The organism is Desulfobulbaceae bacterium, assembly GCA_013792005.1.
Lineage (GTDB): Bacteria > Desulfobacterota > Desulfobulbia > Desulfobulbales > VMSU01 > VMSU01.
In genome coordinates this window covers 1-24,669 of the sequence record VMSU01000248.1, presented here as the reverse complement: position 1 = coordinate 24,669, position 24,669 = coordinate 1, and the positions used below count along the sequence as shown (strand labels likewise).

Sequence of the window (24,669 nt, the reverse complement as noted above, 5' to 3'; positions counted from 1 at the left end):
TGCCCAGGAGAAATGACTATGCCAAATCGACCAGAGCCGCGACAAGGTCCCCAAGCTCAGTAACATCAATTTCGCCCAATTGATTGGCCCGACCTTTTTTTTCAATCTCATAGGCCGCAACCCGCAGACCCTCAAACCCGAGGCTGGCTGCCGCACCTTTGATACTGTGGGCTGCGTCGGCAACGGCCTGACCATTCCCGGCAGCGAGACCATCCTTAATCTTCTGCAGATCACTCCTCGATGACTCTAATAACAGGCTAAGCAGTTCAGCCAGCAGTTCAGGATCTTCGCCAGATTGCTCATAGGCAAAGCTCCTATCCCATTTCAAATCACTCATGGTTATCCCTTCGTTGCTTTAATTTAAGTAACTGCTCAAGTTACCGGTTTGCAGTTGCCAAGTAACAGCGCCTGAACTCTGCCAAAGACTGACCATCCGCTGATGTCATACAGCACACGATAATTCACGACTGACCATGATTCTATTAAGCCGTAAACCGGCAACTGATCACCGTCACCCTGAGTTACACGAGAATAATGGTAGCGGAAAGGCTTAATGGAAGCAAACACTTTCCTTGGCTCGATCATGTTGAGAAATCGCCCTTGGCTCCCCTCACTCATCAATGGCAGAGCTTTTCATTGCAAGACAACTACACGCCTCAGCAAAAGGAATCACACCCTCACGAACCAAGCGCAACCCGCCGCCTGGCTTTGCGGCAATAATCGTTGATGCCAATCCGCCCCTGGTCGGCCCACCTTTGACGACCCAGTCCACTTCATGACCAAATTGGGCGACCACCTCCTGTTCGGTCCGTGCAGGCTGACTCCCGGATCGATTGGCGCTGGTAGCAGTGATAGCTCCTCCAGCCAAGAGACACAACTGTCGAGCAAAGGGGTGAGATGATATTCGAAGACCAATCGTACCAGTGCCGGCCGTTAACTGAGTACAGAGCGAAGGTAACGCAGAAAAGATCAACGTCAGGGGACCAGGCCAGAATGCCCCCATCAGGGAGGAAAACTGTTCCGGCACTCCAACAGTCAGGCGGGCAAGTTGATCCAGACCATCAATCAGAACAAGGACCGGCTTCACGGCTGGCCGCCGCTTCAGTTCAAAAAGATGGTCCACCGCGTGGCCATTAAAAGGATCGACGGCCAGGCCGTAGTAAGTTTCAGTAGGAAAGGCGACCACACCTCCCTGCCGCAAAACCAGTAAGGCCTGTTGCAGATCGTACGTCAGTGTGGCCGAATGGGCATCAATCATGCTGTGGTTTCGATGGCCCTTGATTTTGCGATCACCTCAGCAGCCATCTCAGCCTTGAAGGCTGTCAAGCGATCTGCCATGGACTGGTCAGCAACAGACAGAATCTGCGCAGCCAGAATAGCGGCGTTGCGAGCGCCTGCCTTGCCAATCCCCATCGTTGCGACAGGGACACCGGGCGGCATTTGCGCCGTGGACAACAACGAGTCAAGACCATTCAGCGATGACGAATCAATGGGAACACCAATCACCGGCAGCGTGGTGTGTGCCGCCAGAACTCCGGCCAAGTGCGCAGCCATTCCAGCGCCGGCAATGATCACCTTAAGCCCCCGGTCACGGGCGGTAGTAGCGTACGTTGCAGCACGTTCAGGAGTCCGGTGGGCGGAGGCGACAATAATTTCGTGACTGATACCCATCTCCCGTAAAAAATCTCGACACCCGGCAAAGACGGGCAGGTCTGAATCGCTCCCCATCACGATCCCTACCGTGCTCACCTTCCGCCTCAAAGCTTTTTGGCCAATATCATTACGATAGTAGGCCCCATCCCAGGTAATCCTAGCGACTGCGCCATAGGCCAAGCCAATCGCCTCCTCCAAGTCCCGACCCTTGGCGGTAATACCCAAAACCCGGCCACCAGCCGTGACAATATCACCATCACGAAATGCGGTCCCGGCATGAAAAACCATAACATCACTATGAAAGGCGCTCTCCAACCCGGCAATCACCCTGCCCTTTTCATAGGGACCGGGATAGCCGCCAGAGGCCATGACCACACACACCGTAGGCTGTGGATCGATGACCAAATCGACCTGATTAAGCCGCCCATCAAGAATGGCCTCGACAATATCAACAAGATCCGTCTCCAACCGCATCAGCAGGGGTTGGGCTTCGGGATCACCAAAACGACAATTAAATTCCAGAACCTTGGCCACACCATGATTGATCATCAGTCCAGCATACAGTATCCCCTTGTAAGGTCGCCCCTCTGCCTCCATCGCTTTAACCGTGGGAATCATAACCATATCCATGACCTGGCGATGGATCGCCTCTGTCACCACCGGGGCTGGAGAATAAGCTCCCATGCCTCCGGTATTCGGGCCCTTGTCTCCGTCAAACACCGCCTTGTGATCCTGAGATGTCGGCAATGGTAGAACTGTCGTGCCATCAGTAAAGGCCAAAAACGATGCCTCCTCACCGGGAAGAAACTCCTCAACAATAACTCGACTGCCGGCCTCGCCAAAGGTCCGATCAGTCAAGATCAAATCGACAGCCGCAACAGCTTCTGCAATCGTCGCCGCAACAATTACTCCCTTGCCAGCAGCCAGGCCATCGGCCTTGACCACCAGCGGCGCCCCTTTTTGTTCAATATAACGAACCGCCTGATCTCGATCAGTGAAGACCTGGTAAAATCCGGACGGGATCTGATATTTCTGGAGCAGATCCTTCATGAAAGCCTTGCTACCCTCCAAGGCGGCGGCCTCCTTTGTCGGACCAAAGGCCCTGAGCCCTCTGGCGGTGAAAATATCCACAATCCCCAAGGTCAATGCCTCTTCCGGACCTACAATGGTGAGGCCAACAGCATGAGCTTGAGCGAAATCAGCCAATTGCTCAACCTGATTGGCGGCAATAGCCACACATTCCGCCATACTGCTGATCCCGGCATTGCCAGGAGCGCAATAAATTTTTTCGACCTTGGCACTCTGCCGCAATTTCCAAACCAAGGCATGTTCCCGTCCACCTGAACCAACAACCAATACATTCATATCCTCTCCTTTCTCTCTTTCGTCACAAATAACTCAGGGATAACCATATAAAATAAATGAAGAACAGGGGCACTCCAGGCTTGCAGGCAACCGCAGCCTCAACCCCTGCCAACGACACCATTGAAAAATGGCGCTCAGGGATTACTGCCTAACTAAGATGGCACAGTGGCAAGAAAGAGCAAAACAACTCGATCTTTCACCCTCGCTGAGGTGGCTAAAATCTCTCAAGGCATACTTCTGGCATGACACCAGCCAGTTTGTCATGGATAGATCTGTTAGGTCTTGACAGCCGATCAAACTCCACTTATTATACGAATGAATGTTCATTCATTTTTTATTATAATTAGGAGTCTCTTTGTCATCAGACAAGAGACAGTGCATGGTGGTTTTGGCCCCTGCGGGTTTTTTTTGCGATTCAACTTCCCGACTCGCAGCATCAAGGCGCTCCACCTGTACTATGATCATTTTTCTAAATACTCACACGTAGAAATTACGCACTCCTATCGTTCAAAGAGAGTCCCCCCCTCTAAATCTAACAACTCCAGGATCTTCTGTAACCGTGAAAAAAAGCGATAAGCACCAGAAAATACTCAACGCAGCTATCAAAGTCTTTGGGAAAAAGGGCTTTTTCAATGCCAGAATTTCGGACATTGCCAAGGAAGCCGACGTCGCAGACGGGACAATATATTTGTACTTCAACAACAAATACGACATTCTCCTCACCCTGTTTGAAGAGGAGATAGGCAAACTTATCAACGACATCAGGGAAGCAATCAGCGAAAAGACAGACCAGCGTGAAATGCTCTACATCTTTGCCCTCCACCACCTCCGCTTGGTGATTGAGAAAAAAGAGTTGGCAGAGGTTCTCCAGATGGAACTGAGGCAAAGCGGGGAGTCAATCAAAGAGTACCGGGTCACCAAATTTGCCGATTACGTCAATATCATCTCCGAGATAATCCACACCGGACAGGAAAACAACATCTTCCGCCGCGATTTAAAACCCGGGATCATCAAGAGAGCATTCTTCGGGGCGCTTGACGAGATGTCACGACTCTGGATACTCAATCCAAATCATCACTATACCTTGGAAGAGTCCGCCGAAGAGATCAGCGACATCTTCCTCAATGGCATTGCCGCCGATTGACCGCTCCGTTCCGACTCCTTATGCCGATTCAACGGATGCGAATGACCAGGGTTTTTATTGACAACGACCTAGGGCTGACTTGACGCAGAGATCCCCATCACTTCAAACTGACGTGGCCCGCCAGGTGTTTGAATAATGACCTCATCTCCCACCTCTTTACCAAGAAGACCTCTGCCGATGGGAGAAAGGACAGAAATACTGCCGCTTTTCACATCAGACTCGTCCGGTCCAAGGAGGGTATACTCCACCTCAACGTCAGTATCGAGATCAATTAAAGCCACTTGAGCGCCAAAGACGACCCGAACGCCACTCAACACTGAACAGTCAATCACTTCAGCCCGGCCCAATTTATCCTTGAGTTCCAGAATCCGGCACTCTATATGCCCCTGCCGCTCTTTGGCGGCATGATATTCAGCATTTTCCTTCAAGTCTCCATGACCACGAGCCACTTCAATAGCCTTGATCACTTCAATACGATCACGTCTTTCCAACCGGCCCAACTCCTCCCGGAGCCTCTGATAGCCGGTTTTTGACATTGGAACTCGCTCAATCATCCCTACAGCTCCCCTTCTCTCTTAAAATAAAATAGCCACCACCGTCAGCACGACCGGCAATGGCTCAACACGCCAAAACAAACCATCAAATCAAATCGCTAAATCATCCTTTCCTTCGCTCTTCTGACCATCGTCGACCCGTACCGGGCGACAAGAATCACCGCGTCAGGAAACATAGTGCCCCATCTTGGGAACAAGCCAGCCTCCAACAAAAAAAATCAGCCCCAGCATACCGATAATCTTCAATACTTCCTGCCAGCCTTCCATTAAACTCCTCATGGCAATACATTGTTGCTCATTCGGCACACCATATGTATGGCCTCATTCACAACAAGACACAGTACCTTGTAGCTCAACCCTTTCGGAGTCTCGCAGGCTCGCTTGCCTGCTTAACCATCCAAGTAGTTCCACAAGACTGTTATCGGTAGCATTACCAAAAAACCATCAATATGGCAATCATGAACTACCAGCGATAACTGATACCCACACGATATTCCTGCCTCCTGAATGACTGGGAATTAGTCAATTCCGTTCCTGCCTCGACCAGAAGATTGGGATTACATTCGGCAAAGACCGACGCCTTGGCCGTCTGGGTAAGATACCCATCAACATCATGGCCAAGAAGATACTCAATCGTATAATACCTTGGCGCTTCCCGCCCCAGGGGTTCATTAACCAATGAGTGCTTAAAGAACAGCCCCACCTGATTCAACCAATAGTTTCTCGGCGCCCAATACGGATGATCGTTAGATGAAAAGCCATCAGTTCCGGCAGCCTCTCCAGCCAGCGCCCCCTCCCGCGACTCCTTGAAATCGTAACTGTACTTCAACTGCAAAAACATCGGCTCGGTAAAAAGAAGAAATGAGGCCCAGAGGTCATACCCCGCAGTCCAGTTGTTATCGGAATAATCCCGAGCCAAATACCCTCCACCGACAGCCAAACGCGGCAGGGGTTCCAACGTAATGCCTCCCAGCAAGTCTTGATAAAGAATATTTCTCTGCACACTCGCCGTAGTGTCGTCCACCACGTCTCGGACATACGACAATGTCCCGGTCAAACCATCACCCAGCTTACCAACAACAGCGGCATCGGCAACAAGGACCTGTCGACCAGTACGCTCATGCCCCTGAACCCCCACATCACCACGAACAGTCAACCCACTCAGCACTCCGGCAGAATATGACCCTACAAGCCGGGTTGCCCGCACCACATCGCTCGAGTTTTCGGCATGATAATTAATCCGTTCGAGGGTCATCTCCCCATCATGAAGAGGCTTAAACGAATTCCAGAACGACACACCCTGCCAATTTTTATCCCGATCAACGTAACCATTACGCCCAGCCTCGTTCTGATACCCGTAGACCAGCTTAACCTTCGGTTGTTGTTTAAGCTGATTACGGACAACAGCCTCGCTAAGCTCAGGAAACCGGATCCCTGCGGTATCCAGTGCGGCGTAAGCCGCTGCTTCCTCTCCCAAATTACCTAATACGCTATGCATCCCGGCCAGGTCAAAGAGCGGCAACTTTTCCTGAGGATAACGCCCGATCAAGGCCTCATACTGCTTTTGGGCAATGGTGTATTCTTCCCGCACAACCGATTGCCGGGGAGCGTACTCCATGGCAAACTGAGCCTGCCAACGATAGATGGCGACGAACCGGGAGGCGGCCAGCGCGAAATCCCCAGCCCCACGATCAAGAAAAAACAAGGTTCTGGCCGGAGTCATCACCAGATCGGTAAACTCCACATCCCGATCTGGCCCCGGATCCCGAGTCAACACCTCCCACACACTCCTGTTCCGCATATCAACCGACAGATTCTCTCCGTATTTTCGGCTTAAGCTCCTAAGCCTGTCGGCAACTCGATGGCTCAAGAAGTCACGATAAACCTGAAGAGCCTCATCCCATCGATTGTGACGCCACAAAGCCCGTGCCTGAAGCAGCAGAAGATCCGGCCGGGACTGCCCCTGGTCAGACTCGACCAGGGCCTCAACCAACTCCGTCTCCCCACGCATAAACTGCATGACCGCCACCCGCACCTTAAGGGAGAAGTCATCCGGGTTAGCAGCTGAAATCTGCGTCATCTGCCGCAACGCCTCATCAACCTTCCCCTGAGCCGCGAACGCATCAGTCAATAGCACCCCCGCCTTTACAGAGTCCGGCCTCTGGCGTAATGCCTGATCAGACGCCTTGACCATTCCGTCGGCCATGCCATAGTGTAGGTACACTTCAGCCAGATCACAGAGTTGATCAAATCTCAACCCGGCAAGATCTATCGACTCGGTGACTTGCTCACCCTCAGGTCGAATTTTCTCCAAGAGAACGCGCGCTGCAAGATTATCAGGATCATGAGTCAGTACCTTGCGACACTGGAGTGCCGCCTTTTGAGGCTTATCTGCCTTGATCCAAAGAGAGGCAATCTGCAACCGGTCCCTGATAAGATCCGAAGAGCCAGCCTTTTCATCCGACCCTTGCCCCTCCTCGCTGCCCCAATCCGCCTCAATTCTGGTCAAAATATTCCTGACCTTGCGCAACTCTCCCTGATTTACCAGGATAGCGGCTTCTAACAGGGCGAGTCGGCGGGGTTCAACGTCCTTAATGGACCTCAAGCCCGCCAACCACTCTTCTGCCTCAGCCCCCCGCCCTTGAGACAAGGCTAGCGCCACGAGTCGAGGAAGAAAAAACCGCCTGTCAGCGCTCACCACAAGGCCAACCCGCAATGATTGCTCCGCCTCATAAAACCGCTTCTCCCGGACAAAACTCTCAGCAAGCCCAGCGTATGCCCTCGTCTTGTCCTCAATCGACCCGTCACCCCCTTCGCCAAGAGCAACCTTCAGCAACACATCCCTGGCCTCAGACTCGGCACGGCAATCTGCGTAGGTCTCAGCCACATGAAGCAATAGAGAGGCCGAATTGCCCTTATCTCCACCGCTCAGGATCTGATGATGCTCACGGACTCTGGCTGTATCTCCCAACCGACCGGCAGCAGTCACTGCCAGCAAACGGGCCTTTTCGTGCTCCGGACTCTGCCCCAAAAAACGTTCCAAGTCTGACAGCGCTGCGGCATAGTCATGATGATGGAAATGAAGTTCTCCTCTCCGGTAATAAAAAATCTCCGGCAGCGGGTGACCAAATCGTTCCATATCGGCAATCACCTCTATGGCCCGGCCCAAGGCGCCACTCTCAACGAAATGCGCCACCAGCCGCAAGCTCAGGTCATTATCAGCAGGTTCAAGCTCATGAAGCCTCGCCAGTGTCTGATAAAGCTCCTGCTGGTGATCCAGCCGCTCAAGAAGAACAGCCTTGCGCCTCCAGGTATCAATCGATGAGGGCGAGCGTCGGGCTAACTGCCGCCAGACGGCCAGAGCTTCCTCATCGCGGCCAGTGGCCTCCAAGTGTTGAGCCATAACTGTCGAGATCGCCGGATCTTCAGGCTGCAGAACCAGAAGCCGCCGGCACATAGCGACAACCTCGCCATGAGCGCCAATCGAATCGTACAACCGGGCAGCTAAGTGCATACTGGCTTGGTCGGGTTGCGGCTCCACAGCAAAATAACGCTCCAGCGCACGCAGAGTCTCCTCCGTGTTGCCCAGAGGCTGACGAGCGGCAACCAATGCCTGCGCAGCCTCTGAGTCATCAGCTTGCAGCGACACATATTCACTTAAAACCGCGGCGGCCTTGGCGTGATCCTTAAGCTCAAGGTAACCTAAGCCAATCCGTTTCAATACCGAATGATCGCCGGAACGTCGCTGACGAATCTCCTCCAACTGAGACAGTACCTGCTGAGTCTTTCCCTGCCGAAAATAATACTCAGCCAACCACTGCCGTGCCTCCAGATCGTCCGGCCTAAGCGTAACGTAGCGTTGCCAATACTTTGCCGCCTGCTCAGGGAGTTGTCTCACCTCGCTGACTTTAGCCGCCATCGCCAACAGGTCCGGTGATGGATTAGGGGCTGTGCCCAGCGCAAACAAATGCGGCCATGCCGTTGTATAATCTTTAACCTCATAGGCAAGGGTAGCCAAAGCCTCCCGCAGATCAAGCCGACGAGAATATCGCTCCACCAAAGCCGACATCGAAGATACCGCCTCAAACTTTTCCCCACCTGCCAACAACGAATAGATCAGCCCAGCCAAGGCGCTATCACTCGCTGGCTGCATGGCGAGAAGACGACGGAACGCCTCTGCTCCCGCCCTGAATCGCCTAAGGGAGATATTCGACACCGCCAAGGCACGCAGGTATCCAGGATGATTAGGATTCTCTTCGCACAAGGACTCAATGTCATCAATCGCCTCACCCCCACGGCCCAGCGACAGCAAGATCGTAACCATCTCCCACCGGGCTTCGGCAACCTCCTTCTCTTCCAGCAGATCACGATAGAGATCAGATGCTTGCAGCAGTTCACCCGCAACCGCCAACCGCCTCGCCTCATCCCACCGCTTCTTCCACACAGGCGCCGCCATGTCCTCCTGCCTGACATGAGATATCTTAGCAGCAAGGCTTTCCGCCAAAGGCACCTCCCGAAAGCGAAACCCCTCAAGCAAAGGGAACAAGGCCTCTGCCCCTGCATGGCCCGATACAGGGGCAAAAAACGCAAGCAGCACACTCAGGAGTATCCTTCGAAGGATTGTATTAGTTTTTGAGTAAGAAGGCATCGTCTAGGAAGTAAAAAAGCCACACCGAAGATATCCGGCATGGCCATTGTACGGCACTTGTGCCGTAGGTATTGTGCATATGAATATTCACTCGGAACTGCTTAGGTTATCAGTTTGCGGTTGACGGTGGGAATACAACAAATGGCTGATCACCGTCAACCTGAGGCACTATATTCATTCTTAAAAATCTTTCGGCCCCTAAGTCTTAACCCAATGCCACCTATCGCCCATCGATATCCTTCTCCCTTCAGCCTCTCGCCTGACTCCCACCTTCCCCTCTACCATAAACTACGGCGAGATCCCGACATAATAGGCAGCAACAGCCTCAACCACCAGACGCTGCATCGACTCGGTCAACTCGGGATAAATAGGCAAGGCCAAGGTTTCAGCCGCCGCCCGTTCAGCTTCGGGGAAAGAAAGATCATTCATTCCGAGATGGGCGACACAGCCCTGTTTATGCATCGGGATAGGATAATAGATCTCGGAGCCAATGCCATTTTCCTGCAGATAAGCTTTTAAAGCGTCACGATTTTTCACCCTGATGACATACTGATTGTAAATATGATAATCGATAGCTCCGCTTGAATCCTGCGCCTCGTTGGCATAGATAGCAACAGGAAGCGAAACTTCGCCTTTATCAACCAAACCAGTCGCAGTAAAGAGCGCTTGATACCGCGCCGCATTGCGCCGCCTGGCCTCATGCCAGGTGGGCAGATGAGGCAATTTCACACTGAGTGCCACGGCCTGAATCGGATCAAGGCGGAAATTACCACCCAGCACAGCGTGATGATATTTCGGTTCCCCGCCATGGACCCGGATAATCCTGATCCGCGCCGCCAGTTCCGGATCACTGACCGTGATCATGCCGCCGTCACCTATCCCTCCCAAGTTCTTACTCGGAAAAAAAGAGAAACAACCGGCAACACCCATCGAACCCGCCCGCCGCCACGTCACCGCCCCATCCTGCCGCCAGGGATAGACAGCGCCGATAGCTTGAGCCGCATCTTCAACCACGGGCAGTCCATGGCGCTGGGCCAGGGCCATAATGGCGCCCATATCGGCACATTGACCGAATAGATGCACCGGCAAAATGGCCTTGACCCTGCCGGCACAGGCGGGATCAGCCAAGGCAGCGGCTGCCTTTTTCGGATCAATATTGAAGGTCACTGGATCGATATCAGCGAAAAGCGGGGTCGCCCCAAGACGCAAGATACAGCCGATAGTGGCAACAAAAGTATAGGGCGTTGTCAAAACCAAATCGCCAGGGCCAATACCCAATGCCATCAACACTGCCAACAAGGCATCGGTGCCGCTGGTTACTCCGACTCCCTGCTCGGCCTGGCAGTAGGCAGCGACCTCACGCTCAAGAGCCTCGACGCGCGGCCCCATGATATATCCGGTTGAATCCAGAACTTCGGTTATACCGGCCAGGATGTCGTCCCGGAGGGGTTTTAATTGTTCGTGCAGATCAAGCAGAGGTACGCGCATAGTGATAGGTCGCTTTTCGGTTAATTAAATGGATATGGAGTGAACTGCTCAGGGTATCGGTTTGCGGTTGTCAGTTGACGGCTAGTGCCCATGCAAGAATCTGATTCCTCGCATAATATCTACGACGGGAAGAGAAACCAAGCCCGTCACAATCGCCAAAAGTCAATAGCCTCGTCAAGGAAGGTCTTAATATCAGGAACTTCCTCCTCGAAAAATTTTCGCATCTTAACAAGCAGATTCGCTTCAATCTGGCGGACCCGCTCCCGCGAGATCCCGAACTGATCAGCAATTTCCTGCAAAGTTAAGGGTTCATCGCTTAAGAGCCGCTCAGACAGGATGCTCATCTCCTTGGGATTCAACCTGGTCTTGAGCTTATCCAGGACATCGGCCAACCGGGCTTTGATCTCGACACTGGCCACCGCCTCCTCAACGGTAGGACCACCCGCCTGAATAAAGTCTTTCTGCTGATCGTCAGAGTCGTCACGCAGAGGGCTTTCCAGGGAGAGATCGCCGCCATCCATGCGCTGAGTCATCTCAATGACTTCGCTCTCCTTGACATTCAGCCGCTGGGCCAACAGCTTGACTTCCGGCTGAAACCCTTGGGATTCGAGCAGCTTCTTTTCCTTGTTCAGACTAAAAAAGAGTTTGCGCTGAGCCTGGGTAGTCCCAATCTTAACCAGCCGCCAGTTATCCATAATAAATTTAAGGATATAGGCTCGAATCCAGTAGGCCGCATAATAGGAAAACTTCACTCCCCGGTAGGGGTCAAACTTCTTGACCGCCTGCACTAGACCGACATTGCCCTCCTGAATCAGGTCAAGGAAATTCGTCATCCAATACTTCTGGAAATCCATAGCCACCTTGACCACCAACCGTAAGTTGGAGGTCACCAGACGATACGCCGCATCTTGATCGCCTTCCTCATGGAATTTGATGGACAAGGCTTCAGCCTCTTCACGAGTCAGAAGCTCATATTGACTAATCTCCTGCAAATAGCGATGCAACCCCGGATGGGCCAGAGCCGGAAGGTTTGGGTCGTCCGGCAGGGCCACCAGGGGATGGATCTCCTCCTGCAGGCCTGAGCCGCTATCTTCATCGTTATTATAATCGCTGTCATTCGAGTCTTTCATGGTCGCCATTATGAAACCAACCGCGGTAAAGGTCAACACCTTTCAGATGAAAGCCACCGCTCTAAGTAACTTTCTTCTATTGTTATCGCCGTATCTATGATACATATGAACGTTTCCCATTACAATACAGCTACCTCCCTGCACGGGACCGAAAACCAACCCGGATCGCACCTGCTGCAGCAACCATACGACCTAATAGAAATGAACAACATCCGTAATTTTAGCATCATCGCCCATATCGACCACGGGAAATCCACCCTCGCCGACCGAATGATCCAGGCCTGCAAGATGGTAACCGACCGAGAGTTCAAAGACCAGCTTCTGGACAATATGGACATCGAGCGAGAGCGAGGGATTACCATCAAGAGCCAAACAATTTGCCTGCCTTACAAGGCCGCCGATGGCCAGGAATACATCTTGAACCTGGTTGACACGCCTGGCCACGTCGACTTCAGCTACGAAGTATCGCGCGCCCTCTCCTCCTGCGAAGGAGCGGTGCTTCTCATTGACGCAGCCCAAGGGGTCGAGGCCCAAACGCTGGCAAACCTCTACCTGGCCATGGAAAACAATCTCGAGATCATCCCGGTGCTGAACAAGATCGACCTGCCCGCAGCCGACCCTGATGCCGTCGCCATTCAGGTAGAAGACGACCTTGGGCTGGATGCGGAACGGATCGTCCTCTGCTCGGCCAAAACGGGTCAGGGTGTCGACCTCCTGCTGGAAGCAATTGTCAAATATCTGCCTCCTCCTAAAGGTGACCCCACAGCCCCCCTGTCCGCCCTGATCTTCGACGCAAGCTACGACGCCTTCCGAGGCACCATTATCTCCTGCCGGATCATCGATGGCGAAATCAAGGCCGGTGACACCATCAAATTCATGTCAACGGACACGGCCTACAGGGTCGAAGAGGTTGGCCTCTTTCATCTGACCCGTACCCCCAAGAAAAAACTCACTGCCGGCAACGTCGGCTACATCATCGCCGGGGTCAAGACAGTGCGCGACACCCGACCAGGCGACACCATTACTCACAAGGATCGCCCCTGCGCTAAGGCGCTCCCCGGATTCAAACCGATTCAACAGGTAGTATATTCGTCACTCTACCCTATCTCCACCGATGAATACGAGAATCTGGCTGCGGCCATGGACAAACTCCAACTAAACGACGCCGCACTCTCGTTCCAGAAAGATTCGTCATCAGCCTTAGGTTTCGGGTTCCGCTGCGGCTTCCTCGGCCTCCTCCACCTGGAGGTCGTCCAGGAACGACTGGAACGCGAATTCGATATCCCGCTGATCCTCACCGTGCCTACGGTCAGCTATCATTTCTACTTAAATGACGGCGCCATGGTGGAGATCGACAACCCGTCCTACTTCCCGGACCCAAGCACCATCGCCCGGACGGAGGAGCCATACATCAAGGCAAACATCCTGATCCCCGAGCGCTACATGGGGGCCTTGATGACTCTGTGCATGGAGCGACGAGCCGAAAATACTCACTACCACTACCCAACGCCGGGCCGGATCGAGTTCACCGCCGAACTGCCCTTGGCCGAAGTCATCTATGATTTTTACGACAAACTGAAATCGATCACTCAAGGGTACGGTTCCTTCGATTATCATCTGATGGACTACCGTCAGAGCGACTTGGTTAAGCTCGACATCCTGGTCAACGGAGAACGGGTCGATGCCCTCTCCCAGCTTACTCATCGGGCCCGCTCCAGAGAGAGAGGCCTGCATGCCTGCGAGAAACTTCAGGAAGAGATCCCGCGCCAGATGTTCAAAATCGCCATCCAGGCAGCTATTGGCGGCAACGTCATCGCCCGGACCACGATTGCCGCACTACGCAAGGACGTACTCGCCAAGTGTTACGGCGGCGATATCTCCAGGAAACGAAAGTTGCTCGAAAAACAGAAGGCCGGAAAAAAGAGGATGAAGACAGTCGGCAATGTTGACATCCCGCAGACAGCCTTCCTGGCGGTATTGAAATCCGACCAGACCTAAGGTGGCAGGGCTCAGAAATCAGCGGAGCCACTGCCTGACACCAAACAGAGCGAGTTCTGCTCAGGGGAGACGCAGCTTCCTGAAATCCCTGAGCATCTTGCGAAACAGCAAGTTGAAGATAGCCGGATTGAAGCGGTAGAGCCACCAGATCAATCGAGCGTAGAAAGGAAAAATGATTAACGGCCGGTTTTGCGCCACCTGATCCAAGATCAGCCGGGCCGCCTGGGTCGGCTGCACGAAATGCTTGGTCTGCGGTCGAACCAGCCGCTCTTGATCGACATTAACGTAATCGACAGTCTGGTGGATAGCGGTGCGCATAATCCCCGGACAGACCAAGTTGACTTTAACCCCTAAGCCTGCCCCCTCCAGACGCAAAGAGCTGGTAAAGCCGACCACCGCCCATTTACTGGTGCAGTAGGGAATTTCCTTGGGCACCGGGATCAGCCCGGCTAGAGAACCGATGTTGACAATCTGGCCGGCTCCCTGCTTGACCATCTGCCCGTAAGCCGAGATCGCCCCGTAGATCACCCCCATCAGATTGACATCCAGCACGGTGCGCCAGTGCTCGACCCCGAGATCGCGGGTCTCGCCATGGAGAGCGGTGCCGGCGTTGTTAAAAATCAGGTCGATCCGACCATACTTCCCAACCACATCCTTGACAATGCGCTGAGCGTTCTCGAAAATAGTCACATCCAGGTAAGCGGCCAAAGCATTCCCACCGCCGGTCCGGATAGTCTGGCATACAGCCTCTGCCCCCTCCTGGTCCACATCGACTGCCACCACTGTCGCCCCGCGCAAGCCAAGCTCCAGGCATAGCTCCCGCCCCAGGCCGGCAGCCCCGCCGGTCACCACGGCAATCTTATCTTGATAATAGTCGTCCACATCCCACCTTCGAAAATTGCCAACCAGAAATAAAAAGGTGGGTGTTCTATATCTCTCGCCGAGAAAAGCGTCAACAATAAAACCGGTCGACAAGGACGATCAACTCCAAGGCCTTGTCACGTCCACAGCGAAGACTCCCTGGGTCACTGGTGTCCATAACCACCACCATACTTGTCACTGTGCAACTCCCCTCCTGTTGACCAATTTTCCCGTTCAAATTCTTCTAGCAACACGGACACCAGCTCTGGCTTGAGATCAAGTGAAGATGCAACCGCTGCTGTTACAGCCTGCACAAGTGTTCTTTTCAGTCCCACAGGCCGTCCCTTGGCTAATTTTATAGTTACAATCGGCATAAATTTCCTGAGTCATAGTCGAGCAAAAGTGCAGATCTCAAGGCACCGTCTTCTCCTTGCACATTGCAATTAATATAACATGTGGGGCCGTATTTGATCATTCCATGGCGGCTGTGAATATGACCAAAAACATGATACTTGGGTTTGAGTGCGGCCACAGCGGCCGTGAGGTCCGAACAACCATGTGAGACAGGACCGTCTTTATCGAGAATGCCTGCCGGAGGAGTGTGAGTTACTAAAATATCGACACCAGGCGGGATCATATCCCATTTTTCTTTAAGGGCTCTTCCTCGCGGTAACGCAAACGCATCGCAAGCACGGTCGTTGAATAGCGGTTGCCAGGGTGCTCCATAGATGGTGATTCCGGAAATAACAACAAATTCATCCAGGAGATATACCGCTTCCGTGAAAAGCAATTTGGCTTTTTGGGGGTCACGTGCAAGTCTATGATCATGATTGCCACCAACCACGATTTTATGTTTATGGGGCAGGCCCCCCAGAAAATTATTAAAGTCTGAAACATCCCGCGCGGTTCTGCAATGTGTCATGTCACCGGCGAAAATTAAAATATCTGCGTTTGGAATGGTGATATTACCATGTAACGCATGGGTATCACTAAATAGTGCTATTTTCATTATAGCTTCTTCCGCAGAATCTGTGGGTAATTAGCCCCTGAGCCTGAGTCCGGCCGGAGGCATGGGTGGCTTTTATCGCCACTTCGTGCTACGGCTACTTCGCAAGCAGTTACCCACGCCAAACAGCGAGCACGCTGCACGCTGACACGCTGGGGTCGGACCAAGGCTGCACGCTGGACCAATATTTCTGAATAATTATTCCACATAATGACATTATCCGACCCTATATTTTCATTTTCAGGTCCAAAAGGCAAGAGATAAGACGCTTCTGGCTCGCGCAGGACACAGTCTACCACAGTTTTACCAATCACTTTTCGCCACTGTGCTCGTACTCCCAATTCGTTTTTAACTTTCAGCACAAACTCTTCACTGCCCACGCCTACACTGGCACTCCCCTTAACCTCACGAGAATAATCTCGCTGTCTTAGCCTCTCTTCTATCAGGTAAGCATGCACCTCCTTGAGCTGGTCATGGCTCGCACAACCCAACAATGATAAGAGATGTTCATGAGCAATTAGCCGGCATTTCCTTTTAGGCTCTTGTATTTCACAAAACCCACCAAAGGGCCACTCCGAAGGATGACTTACAACACCGGCCCTTACCATGTTTAGATCAATATAGACGAGACATCGAAACAAGTATTCACCTGTTTCAACTGCTGTCGCATGATAACGATCTTCCCAGAACGCCCCCTTTCTGTTTTTCCTCTGATTATATTCCTGGGCAGTCTGACCGCCACCAACTGGATAGATCGCGGTATCACCTCTCCACCATCCTTGCCCCAAACGAGCAGATGAATATGATTAAAAGTGACCACGCAATTAAGAATCAACAGATTGTAACGCCGTTTTGCTTCAAAGAGCCACTGAATCCAACTTTGCCGATCCTTGGCAAATCGGAACAAAAAATCTCACTTATGGCAACGATGGGTACTATGCCAAACATAGCCTGGAAGATAATGTCGATTGGCTCGCCATACCAACCCAATCCTATAGTGCCCGTTTTCGGGTTAAAAAACTCATCATAGCCCTATAATTAAACAGTTTTAATACACTATATTGCATAATATTAAATCGTTATCTTGGTCCAACCCTAAGGACTACTGCTTTCTCAGAGCGACTTTGCTTGCAAAAACTTTTTATTTCCAGCATTTTTAATAATAGACAGTGGCTCAGACTAAGCTATTATACCCTACATGAAGGGAGGAGAGTCGACGGAGGAGGTGAAGATGCCAAGCTCTCGGGCATCAGTCAACTTCCCCTTACACCGCCCCACCAGATAAGCCAGCTTGCAAGACCCAAGGGGACGGAACTGGCCATTACAGATAAAATCACTTAACAGTAAGTTCTTAACCAGACATCATCGAATAATAATAGAAAAGAATTTGGCGTAAAGTTTCGGCAGGGCACCACGATACAATGCCAGCATAATAAGGGGAGACAAAAAAATGGATTTCAAACAGTGGTCACTACGCGGGAAAATCGTCCTGGTCGGGGTCTTACTGCCCACACTGCTCATTGTCATGTTACTACGGCTCTATGCCGCAGAATCAAATGAAAAGACCTTGACCGCCTTTGCGGATAAAGCACGGGCCATCTGCCTCACTGCCGAGTCGACCCGGCAAGAAATGGAGACCAAGTGGGAACTGGGCCTATTCAGTGCCGCCCAGTTGCGAGAATATGCCGAAAAAGGAGAACAAGATAAAGTACTGGCGGCAGTGCCGGTGGTTTCTGCCTGGAATGCCGCCATGCGCAAGGCGGAGGATGGCGGATACATCTTCAAAGTGCCAAAATTCAAACCCAGAAATCCCAAAAACGAACCGGACCAGCTGGAAGCCAAGGCCCTAACGCTGATGGCGGATCAGAATCTGGACGAATACTACGAGGTTGACCCCTCAATGAATGCCGTCCGCTACTTCCGGGCGGTGCGCCTGAGCGAGACCTGCATGCTCTGCCACGGCGACCCGGCTACCTCCCTGAAACTCTGGGGCACCAACAACGGCACCGACCCCACCGGTGGCCCCATGGAGAACTGGAAGGTTGGAGAAGTACACGGCGCATTCGAGGTCATCCAGTCACTGGACGCAGCGGACCGGCAACTGAACTCCTCATTGAACAAAGCCACCAAAATGGTCGTTACCGGCCTGCTGATCATGGCGGTATTGTTTGCCACCCTGATCATCCGCTTAGTCTCCAATGCGGTAATCAAACCAATCAGCTTGGTAATCAAAGACCTCTCTCAAGGGGCAGACAACCTGATGGCTGCGGCCAACCAAGTCTCTTCCTCCAGCCATGAACTGGCGGACGGAGCAAACCGTCAAGCTTCAAGCCTGGAAGAGACGTCATCGGCCTTGGTGGAGGTCTCCTCCATGAGCAGACAGAACGCTGACAATGTCAACCAGACCAACCTGATGGCTGAAAATGCCCGCAAATCGGCAGAAGTGGCCCAGTCCAGCATGCAGAAAATGAGCGAGGCCATTAGCGGCATCAAGAATTCGGCCAATCAGACAGCCATAATCATGAAGACCATCGATGAAATCGCATTTCAGACCAACCTCTTGGCCCTCAATGCCGCGGTTGAAGCGGCGCGCGCCGGCGAGGCCGGGGCCGGCTTTGCCGTGGTGGCCGAAGAGGTTCGCTCCCTGGCCCTGCGCAGCGCCGAGGCCGCCAAACAGACAGCCCACCTGATCGAAGAGTCCCAACAAAATGCCGACAACGGGGTAACCGCTTCCGACGAGGTCAGGAATATCCTCGCCCAGATTGTCGACGGGGTCAACAAGGTGAGCCAGCTCTCCAGGGAAATCACCGTGGCCAGCGACGAACAGGCCCAGGGCGTTGAACAGATCAATGCGGCTGTTTCCGATGTGGACCAAGTAACCCAGGCCAATGCCGCCATCTCCGAAACGGCCGCTTCAGCCAGCGAAGAACTCTCCGGCCAAGCCAAGGAGATAAACGGACTGGTGCACGTCCTGGCTGACATTGTCGGGGTAAAACGTAAAGGAGGAGGGAGACAAACTGCCACTGGCGATACGATCAAAACCAAACAGCCGCAACTGCCTGCCCGCAAGCCAGCGCTCCCCTCCTCCACGGCGGGCAAGGCAGGAATCACCCATAAACCATTACCGCCGCCCAAGGACAAGCCGGCAGCCGCGCCAAAGCCCAAGACCACCAAGGCAAAAGCAGAGGAGATCATCCCCTTTGACGATCAGGAATTTGAAGACTTCTGAGCAAGAGCTAATCGCCTAGTCATGACAAAAAGGGGCAAGGCCGAACTGATCCTTCCCTAAAAATGTGGACGATTAGTTAAGTCGTTGTTATGAAAAAACGACAAGAGGATGCTATGAGTGGAGACGCTGACGCTGGGGTCGGAGAGCTGACACTGGGACGCTGAGGTCGGACCAAACTATCAGGCCAATATTTCAGGATAATTGTTCCATATAATGGCATTATCCGGCCTGGCACTTGAGGGTTTTATTCGACAAGTTGCCGCTTGCGGAAACCCGTGACCAGATGCGAACCCTGTTACCACAGCACATTGATCGGGAGTTGATCAACGCTGTCTCCTTGTGACAGGGTGGTGAATAAGCGCTTACTTTTCAGTGCCTATATCTTCATTTTTACTATCAAAACTGGCATTATAAATTCATTTTCAGATCTATATTTGCGTTTTTGTCCTTAAAATCATCAATATAGCCCCCAAAAAGCCTATTTTTAACAATTATTATTTATGCTTCCAGGCACTTAGCGTGGCCCGACCCCAGGACATTGGTCCACCCCTAAAACCTAAGACCCTTAACATTAACCGCCAAAAAACCTTGACGCGGCAGCGCCGCAAGCGTTCACGGCATCAAGTAAACCACCTAATTTGACGATTTACACCATTTGATTATTATTTTTTTCCACTAGTGTCCCAACGTTTAGCTGAATAATAACAGCTGCTTAGATTCTGATTCGGCATTGGTTGTGTATTCTTCTTTTGTAAGTGCCTGTAATAACGGCATTCGTTCGAAGATGGTCACGCTTAAGACCTGTAAAATTGTGTAAAGACTGGCCTCAATTTTGAGCCGTTTTTTCATAATGGCAACGAGCAGATAAACTGACACGGCGATCCAAATCTGAGCCTTGACCGCATTTTCTGACGTCCCGTAGAAAGTTTTGATGCGCAGGTTTTGCTTGATCCATTTGAAAAACAGTTCTACTTGCCAGCGATTCCGATACAGTTCGGCAATGGTCATGGCTGGTAGAGAAAAGTTGTTGGTCAAAAAAACCAATGTTTTGTCTGTCTTGGCGTCGTGATACTTCACCCGGCGCAGTTTGTCTGGATAATCTTTGCCTTGGTAGAACCCTGTGAGCATAACTGATTGGTCGCAGATCAGACCGGTGCTCCGGTCTATCTGGTGCGAATAGACTCGACGGTATTTGAGGTTGGACTTGGCACGGATCACGAAAAAAGCACTGTGTTGCGAGATGGCGTACAGCCGTGCAAAGTCCAAATACCCCCGATCCATCACGTAGAATGCCCCAACCTCCAATGGCAGGATATCCAGGGTATTGACTTCGTGCAGTTTGCCGTCGGAGATGTGGATAAAGGTCGGGATATTGCCCCGCAGATCCAGCAAAGTGTGTAGCTTGATAGCCCCTTTGCTTTTGCGGAAGTTGGCCCATGGGAACATGGAGAGACACAGGTCGATCGTGGTGGCATCCAGGGCGTAGACTGTATTCTCCAATTCCAAAGCAAAGTTGTCGTTGACATAGAGTTTTCTGGCGGTCGGGATGAGAGAGTGGGCAAGATCGGCGTAGATATGCCAATCGCGGACTTTGTTGGCATTGGCCAAGTTGTTGCGAGAAACAGAAGATCGAATGCCCATATGGTAGAGTTTGTTCTTCTGAGCGCGAAGGCAGGCTTCGATATCTCGCAGGCTTTCTCGATAGGTTAATTGGGCGAAGGCCATGCACAAATACTGATCGAGACAGGAAAATTCCTGGACTTTGAAATCGCCCTGATAGCGAGCGACGCATTGGTGAAAAACGTGGAGCGGAAGATGCTCCATTACTTGAGAGAAAATGAGTTTTCCGGTGTACATAGTTCAGCCCTCCACACGCTGTTGCGCGAAGATGACTGATTTTCGGAAAAATGTTCAAGTCGTTAAATGGCATTTCGTTTTATTTTGTCTTAACATTCAATAAGTTGTGTGTCGATCATTCACAAACGTTGGGACACTAGTGACTTTATGTATACGACAAGTGCGCTTGTATTAACATATAAACAACTATTAATATTAGAGCCATTTGTTGTCAAGCTGATATTTCTGTATGTGTGAAGATTGACAATCTCGCAAAAAGTCCGGGGGTGGCTAAGCAAAAGGTGCGACATACAAGGCGCGGGGTGTGTTTTGTGAGTGAGGCCATACATATGGTATGCCGAACGAGCAAAACCGCCACGCAATTCAGTTCAATCCCCGCTGATGTGGGACGGGGACGCAGTAGATCGGACTTTTTGCGACGCCATCAAGATTTGTAGATTAGGCAGCCGAGTGTCTTGATCGAACCGAAGGATCATCCTGATCGTCGGTGACTTTTAAGGAGGCGCCGAATTGGATGAGGAATGAATGGTTATATTGTTGGGATGGTATAAATAATTGGGGTGTTCGAGAGCGTTTGAGGCATCCCATGGGACTTTTTTTTGGTTATCACTCATCATGGGTGGACGGGAGAAATCTGCCCCGATTGCCATCATGGTTTTCTACCCCTTTGTGGAGGACGATGTTCTTGCCGTCGGCCGTGCCGTGTTGAAAGGTGGTGCGGTAGATTTTGGGGCCGACATGGCGGATGGTCCGGAGTCGCGGGTAGCACATGGCGATGAAGTTGTTTAACCCGTGATCCGCGGCCACGGTGAGGGCGCTGGCGCTGGCCTGTGCGGCAGGGGCGGCTGGCGTCGAAGGAAGCCGCTGACTTTTCAGCTTCTGTTGGAAGCCGCTGAGCACCCCAAGGTAATAGCTGTTTTTTTCGGTGATGGTGGTGCCGGGGAACCGTCCTTTGTTCTGTTGCCACAGAAAATTGAGTTCTCGCTCCAGAAAATGGTAGCAGTATTCGGCTACGGCCACGTTTTCAGCCAGACCGAAAAGCTCGATGGTCTTACAGCGAAGGTCCCGGAGAGGGTCATAGGTCTCGGCCTGGATTACCTTGACGTAGAAATAATCGCGCAGGATGGCGGCAATTGAGCGTTGCCAGCCATGGATTCGTTGTTTGCCGGTGTTGATGACGGAGCAGCGATAGCGACGGTCGGTATCGTCTGCCGAGAGTTTAAGGTTATATTTGGCGATCAGTTCGTTGGCTTTCTCCATGGCCAGCGCCGCTTCATGTTCGTTAGTCGAGCGGCCGAGTGCCAGAAGTTTTTCCACCTTGGAGAAGAAGCGGCGGCCCTCGTTGACTAGTTGCGAGTCGCTTTCCAGTTCCTCAAATATTTCCGGACTGTCGCCGCGAGCGGTTCGGTAGACCGGTGGCACGCCGAGGCGAAGGCAGGCCTCTTCAAAACGAGGTCCGTGGCCGGCATCCTGGTATCCCCAGGCCCTGCAGAGTTGGTGGGCCATCTCATGCTTGAAAATATTGATAGTCACTGACCAGGAACGGGTGGCAATCAGCTCATGGTTGATGCGGATGGTCTGCGAGGCTTCGCGCCATTCGCCCATTCGGCGGTTGGCGGTAAAGATCTCGATGGTCGGGGTCGGTAATGTGACCTGATAGCGAGAGCAGATGTCTTCGAATTCATGCAGGAGCTGTCGTGTCCAGAGTGTGGTGTAGTGATCGTGATTAAGGGTAGGCATGGGCGGAGTGGGGAAGGAGAGTTTTTATTCTTCGTCAGTGACCGAGCGGCGGCTTTTTTGTTTGAGGGTGGAGCGGTGTTTCTTGGCGTCAAGGCGCTTCCGTCGTGATGAATAAGGTACTTTAGTCTGATGACGGGGTTTGTCTTCAGCTAAGGCGTTGCTCAGCAGGGTAACGAAGCGAGAGAGCACGGCCTCCTTGTTGGCGTGCTGGCTCCTCTCGGCAAAGGCCACCAGCCACAGCCGGTCTTCCTTGTTGATCCGGGTGGCTAAGCGCTGCCGGATCTGGGCCTTTTGCTGGTCTGAGAGGGAAGGGGATGCCGCAAGGTCGAACCAGAGTGTAACTCGGCTGTTGACTTTGTTGACGTTCTGGCCTCCAGGCCCTGGGCTGCGTGAGACCGTGAACCACAGCTCCTGTTCGGGGATGAAGAGAGATGGGGTGATCTTGAGCATATTCAGCTCTTGATCCAGATGGGCATCTCGGGATGGAGGCGACGAAATCTCGGGTCACTGTCGATGCTGTGGTCCATCTTACGGTTGGCGATCAGGATGCCGCCTGGCTTCAACTGTTCTTCGATGAAGCGCTCGAAGCGGCGTTCCAGGGCGCCATCATGGAAGGGTCGGAAATAGTAGATGACATCAAACCGTGAATACCCTTCGAACTCCCAGATATCCTGCAGTGCCACTCGTTCCGGGCCGTGGATCTTGATGGCGACGGAGCAGGGAAAGGGGTCTTTTTCCAGGCCGTAGACGTCAAACTCCATTTGATCGGCAAAGAGCAGAACATTGCCGATGCCGCAGCCGATATCAAGAAAGGCGGGGCGGTCCTGAGAGTGCTGGCCGGATTCGGCAAGGGCTTGACGGACGCAGGCGATCTGGGCGTAGACCTGGCGGGTATCCATGGCTACGAAGGGGTATTCTGACTCGGGATCGTTCTCGCTCTGGCGCTGGGAGTCATGGGTGAAATAACCGATAAAGCGGTTGATGACCCCGAAGAGGATGTCACGTTCGTCATCAATGGTGTGTGGCATGGTGGGGATGATTGGTTGAGGGAGTAGATGGTGACCTAGTATCTTAAAAAAAATGCAGCATACTCGTGTATGCTGCATTTTGAAAACAAAAAAAGAAATTAGGTTTATGCCTTTTTTCTTCTTCGGGCACCAACCAAGCCTGCCAAGCCGGTTCCTAGGAGGAGCATAGTGGCAGGTTCGGGAACAGGGTCACCTTCGTAGTTTGGCCTTTGCCGCAAGTAGAAAGTTGCAACTGGACTATTGTCGGTAATAGCATAAAGAAAAGATACTGTTGCGGTATCTGGCACGATGCCGTCGAAAAAGTTTATATAATCACGGGTAGTAATAACTTCATTATAGGACATAAATACATCAGACCACCACGGTCGGAGGCTATTCGCGCCTTGGGCGAAGGAGAGGCCGTCGCCGTCGGGGCTGGGAGTGCCGAGAATTTCTTGGAGCTCGTGGTCATAAAAATTCCAATCCGCACCGGTGTTGTTAGTGACTTCTTTTAGAAGCCAAAAACCTGAATCGTGGTTGCTTCCGGTGAGGTTTCCGTTTCCCCAGCTGTTCAGTCCAGCTATCGACATTGTTACATCTAGACCAGTGATCGTTTCTTGAAGGGTGATTGGATCTGATTGTGTTCCAGTTCCACTGCCACCTGTGATTGTTACACCTGTGCCCACCTCAGAGAATGTCAAGCCGTTTACGGTAACTGGGGTGGAATGGGCCATCCCCGCCACACCGAGCAAGAATAAACCAGTTGCTAACGCAGTTGCTAAATTTTTTTTCATAATCATTTCTCCTTTCTGTATGTTTGGTTGCGTCCCGCGAGGCCATCCCGCTGAACGCCCTACCTTTTTGGCGCTGGCCAATGAAAAATAGAGGCGAAGAGTGGGCTCGTGTTTATTTAGTATTCACCTGCAATTATTAATCCATAATATGTTATTTTTAATGATGATGAGTTAGTATTCTGATAATATTATTTT

The 24,669-nt window shown here is 52.1% G+C and carries 18 protein-coding genes and 1 pseudogene; 3 read left to right on the top strand and 16 right to left on the bottom strand.

The window, feature by feature from the left end:
- Positions 1–16 precede the first annotated feature (16 nt).
- The 3 genes from FP815_16225 to purD form a co-directional block, all read right to left on the bottom strand.
- Positions 17–337: an Hpt domain-containing protein gene (locus FP815_16225; GenBank protein MBA3016474.1), complete on the bottom strand. Its 321-nt coding sequence runs from the start codon at positions 335–337 to the stop codon at positions 17–19.
- A gap of 273 nt (positions 338–610) precedes the next feature.
- Positions 611–1,258, bottom strand: a complete 648-nt coding sequence (locus tag FP815_16220; GenBank protein MBA3016473.1) for a threonylcarbamoyl-AMP synthase — start codon at positions 1,256–1,258, stop codon at positions 611–613.
- Positions 1,255–3,018, bottom strand: coding sequence for a phosphoribosylamine--glycine ligase (gene purD, locus FP815_16215; GenBank protein ID MBA3016472.1), 1,764 nt, complete (start codon positions 3,016–3,018; stop codon positions 1,255–1,257). The genes FP815_16220 and purD overlap by 4 nt, the downstream gene beginning before the upstream one ends.
- Positions 3,019–3,577: 559 nt before the next feature.
- Here purD and FP815_16210 point away from each other — a divergent pair.
- Positions 3,578–4,162, top strand: coding sequence for a TetR/AcrR family transcriptional regulator (locus FP815_16210; protein MBA3016471.1), 585 nt, complete (start codon positions 3,578–3,580; stop codon positions 4,160–4,162).
- A 68-nt stretch (positions 4,163–4,230) separates the two neighbouring features.
- Here the strand turns inward: FP815_16210 and greA are convergent, their stop codons facing one another.
- From greA to FP815_16190, 4 genes are all read right to left on the bottom strand, one after another.
- Positions 4,231–4,716, bottom strand: coding sequence for a transcription elongation factor GreA (gene greA, locus FP815_16205; protein MBA3016470.1), 486 nt, complete (start codon positions 4,714–4,716; stop codon positions 4,231–4,233).
- A 463-nt stretch (positions 4,717–5,179) separates the two neighbouring features.
- Positions 5,180–9,313, bottom strand: a complete 4,134-nt coding sequence (locus FP815_16200; GenBank protein MBA3016469.1) for a hypothetical protein — start codon at positions 9,311–9,313, stop codon at positions 5,180–5,182.
- A gap of 339 nt (positions 9,314–9,652) precedes the next feature.
- Positions 9,653–10,852, bottom strand: coding sequence for a DegT/DnrJ/EryC1/StrS family aminotransferase (locus tag FP815_16195; protein MBA3016468.1), 1,200 nt, complete (start codon positions 10,850–10,852; stop codon positions 9,653–9,655).
- A 146-nt stretch (positions 10,853–10,998) separates the two neighbouring features.
- Positions 10,999–11,982, bottom strand: a complete 984-nt coding sequence (locus FP815_16190; protein MBA3016467.1) for a sigma-70 family RNA polymerase sigma factor — start codon at positions 11,980–11,982, stop codon at positions 10,999–11,001.
- A 201-nt stretch (positions 11,983–12,183) separates the two neighbouring features.
- Between FP815_16190 and lepA the strand changes: the two genes are divergently transcribed.
- The gene (gene lepA / locus FP815_16185) at positions 12,184–13,980 is read left to right on the top strand and encodes an elongation factor 4 (protein ID MBA3016466.1); all 1,797 of its coding nucleotides are present in this window, start codon (positions 12,184–12,186) and stop codon (positions 13,978–13,980) included.
- A 60-nt stretch (positions 13,981–14,040) separates the two neighbouring features.
- Here the strand turns inward: lepA and FP815_16180 are convergent, their stop codons facing one another.
- The 4 genes and pseudogenes from FP815_16180 to FP815_16165 all read right to left on the bottom strand — a co-directional run bounded on the left by FP815_16180 (position 14,041) and on the right by FP815_16165 (position 16,832).
- Positions 14,041–14,955, bottom strand: a complete 915-nt coding sequence (locus tag FP815_16180; GenBank protein ID MBA3016465.1) for an SDR family NAD(P)-dependent oxidoreductase — start codon at positions 14,953–14,955, stop codon at positions 14,041–14,043.
- A gap of 50 nt (positions 14,956–15,005) precedes the next feature.
- On the bottom strand, positions 15,006–15,215 hold the full coding sequence (locus FP815_16175; protein ID MBA3016464.1) for a 4-oxalocrotonate tautomerase family protein: 210 nt from the start codon (positions 15,213–15,215) through the stop codon (positions 15,006–15,008).
- A complete protein-coding gene (locus tag FP815_16170; protein MBA3016463.1) occupies positions 15,203–15,850 on the bottom strand; it encodes a metallophosphoesterase in 648 nt (215 codons plus the stop codon). Before FP815_16170 ends, FP815_16175 begins: the two co-directional genes overlap by 13 nt.
- Positions 15,851–16,470: 620 nt before the next feature.
- Positions 16,471–16,832: pseudogene (locus FP815_16165) on the bottom strand (transposase).
- Positions 16,833–17,297: 465 nt separating this feature from the next.
- On the opposite strand from FP815_16165, the gene FP815_16160 reads away from it, so the two are divergent.
- Positions 17,298–19,076: a DUF3365 domain-containing protein gene (locus tag FP815_16160; protein ID MBA3016462.1), complete on the top strand. Its 1,779-nt coding sequence runs from the start codon at positions 17,298–17,300 to the stop codon at positions 19,074–19,076.
- Positions 19,077–19,766: 690 nt separating this feature from the next.
- Here the strand turns inward: FP815_16160 and FP815_16155 are convergent.
- The 5 genes from FP815_16155 to FP815_16135 all read right to left on the bottom strand — a co-directional run bounded on the left by FP815_16155 (position 19,767) and on the right by FP815_16135 (position 24,480).
- A complete protein-coding gene (locus FP815_16155) occupies positions 19,767–20,933 on the bottom strand; it encodes an IS4 family transposase (protein ID MBA3016461.1) in 1,167 nt (388 codons plus the stop codon).
- Between the two features lie 606 nt (positions 20,934–21,539).
- The gene (locus FP815_16150) at positions 21,540–22,673 is read right to left on the bottom strand and encodes a DUF2786 domain-containing protein (GenBank protein MBA3016460.1); all 1,134 of its coding nucleotides are present in this window, start codon (positions 22,671–22,673) and stop codon (positions 21,540–21,542) included.
- A gap of 24 nt (positions 22,674–22,697) precedes the next feature.
- The gene (locus FP815_16145) at positions 22,698–23,123 is read right to left on the bottom strand and encodes an aminoacyl-tRNA hydrolase (protein MBA3016459.1); all 426 of its coding nucleotides are present in this window, start codon (positions 23,121–23,123) and stop codon (positions 22,698–22,700) included.
- A 2-nt stretch (positions 23,124–23,125) separates the two neighbouring features.
- Positions 23,126–23,701 carry a class I SAM-dependent methyltransferase gene (locus FP815_16140; GenBank protein MBA3016458.1) on the bottom strand — a complete coding sequence of 192 codons (576 nt, stop codon included), beginning with the start codon at positions 23,699–23,701 and terminating at the stop codon, positions 23,126–23,128.
- Positions 23,702–23,805: 104 nt separating this feature from the next.
- Complete coding sequence (locus tag FP815_16135; protein ID MBA3016457.1) at positions 23,806–24,480, bottom strand: VPLPA-CTERM sorting domain-containing protein; 675 nt, start codon at positions 24,478–24,480, stop codon at positions 23,806–23,808.
- Positions 24,481–24,669: the final 189 nt, after the last annotated feature.

Coding starts and splice junctions, on each gene's coding strand:
- FP815_16225 (MBA3016474.1), bottom strand. CDS start 337: ATGAGTGATTTGAAATGGGATAGGAGCTTTGCCTATGAGCAATCTGGC.
- FP815_16220 (MBA3016473.1), bottom strand. CDS start 1,258: ATGATTGATGCCCATTCGGCCACACTGACGTACGATCTGCAACAGGCC.
- purD (MBA3016472.1), bottom strand. CDS start 3,018: ATGAATGTATTGGTTGTTGGTTCAGGTGGACGGGAACATGCCTTGGTT.
- greA (MBA3016470.1), bottom strand. CDS start 4,716: ATGATTGAGCGAGTTCCAATGTCAAAAACCGGCTATCAGAGGCTCCGG.
- FP815_16195 (MBA3016468.1), bottom strand. CDS start 10,852: ATGCGCGTACCTCTGCTTGATCTGCACGAACAATTAAAACCCCTCCGG.
- FP815_16190 (MBA3016467.1), bottom strand. CDS start 11,982: ATGAAAGACTCGAATGACAGCGATTATAATAACGATGAAGATAGCGGC.
- lepA (MBA3016466.1), top strand. CDS start 12,184: ATGAACAACATCCGTAATTTTAGCATCATCGCCCATATCGACCACGGG.
- FP815_16175 (MBA3016464.1), bottom strand. CDS start 15,215: ATGCCGATTGTAACTATAAAATTAGCCAAGGGACGGCCTGTGGGACTG.
- FP815_16170 (MBA3016463.1), bottom strand. CDS start 15,850: ATGAAAATAGCACTATTTAGTGATACCCATGCGTTACATGGTAATATC.
- FP815_16160 (MBA3016462.1), top strand. CDS start 17,298: ATGGATTTCAAACAGTGGTCACTACGCGGGAAAATCGTCCTGGTCGGG.
- FP815_16155 (MBA3016461.1), bottom strand. CDS start 20,933: ATGTACACCGGAAAACTCATTTTCTCTCAAGTAATGGAGCATCTTCCG.
- FP815_16150 (MBA3016460.1), bottom strand. CDS start 22,673: ATGCCTACCCTTAATCACGATCACTACACCACACTCTGGACACGACAG.
- FP815_16145 (MBA3016459.1), bottom strand. CDS start 23,123: ATGCTCAAGATCACCCCATCTCTCTTCATCCCCGAACAGGAGCTGTGG.
- FP815_16140 (MBA3016458.1), bottom strand. CDS start 23,701: ATGCCACACACCATTGATGACGAACGTGACATCCTCTTCGGGGTCATC.
- FP815_16135 (MBA3016457.1), bottom strand. CDS start 24,480: ATGATTATGAAAAAAAATTTAGCAACTGCGTTAGCAACTGGTTTATTC.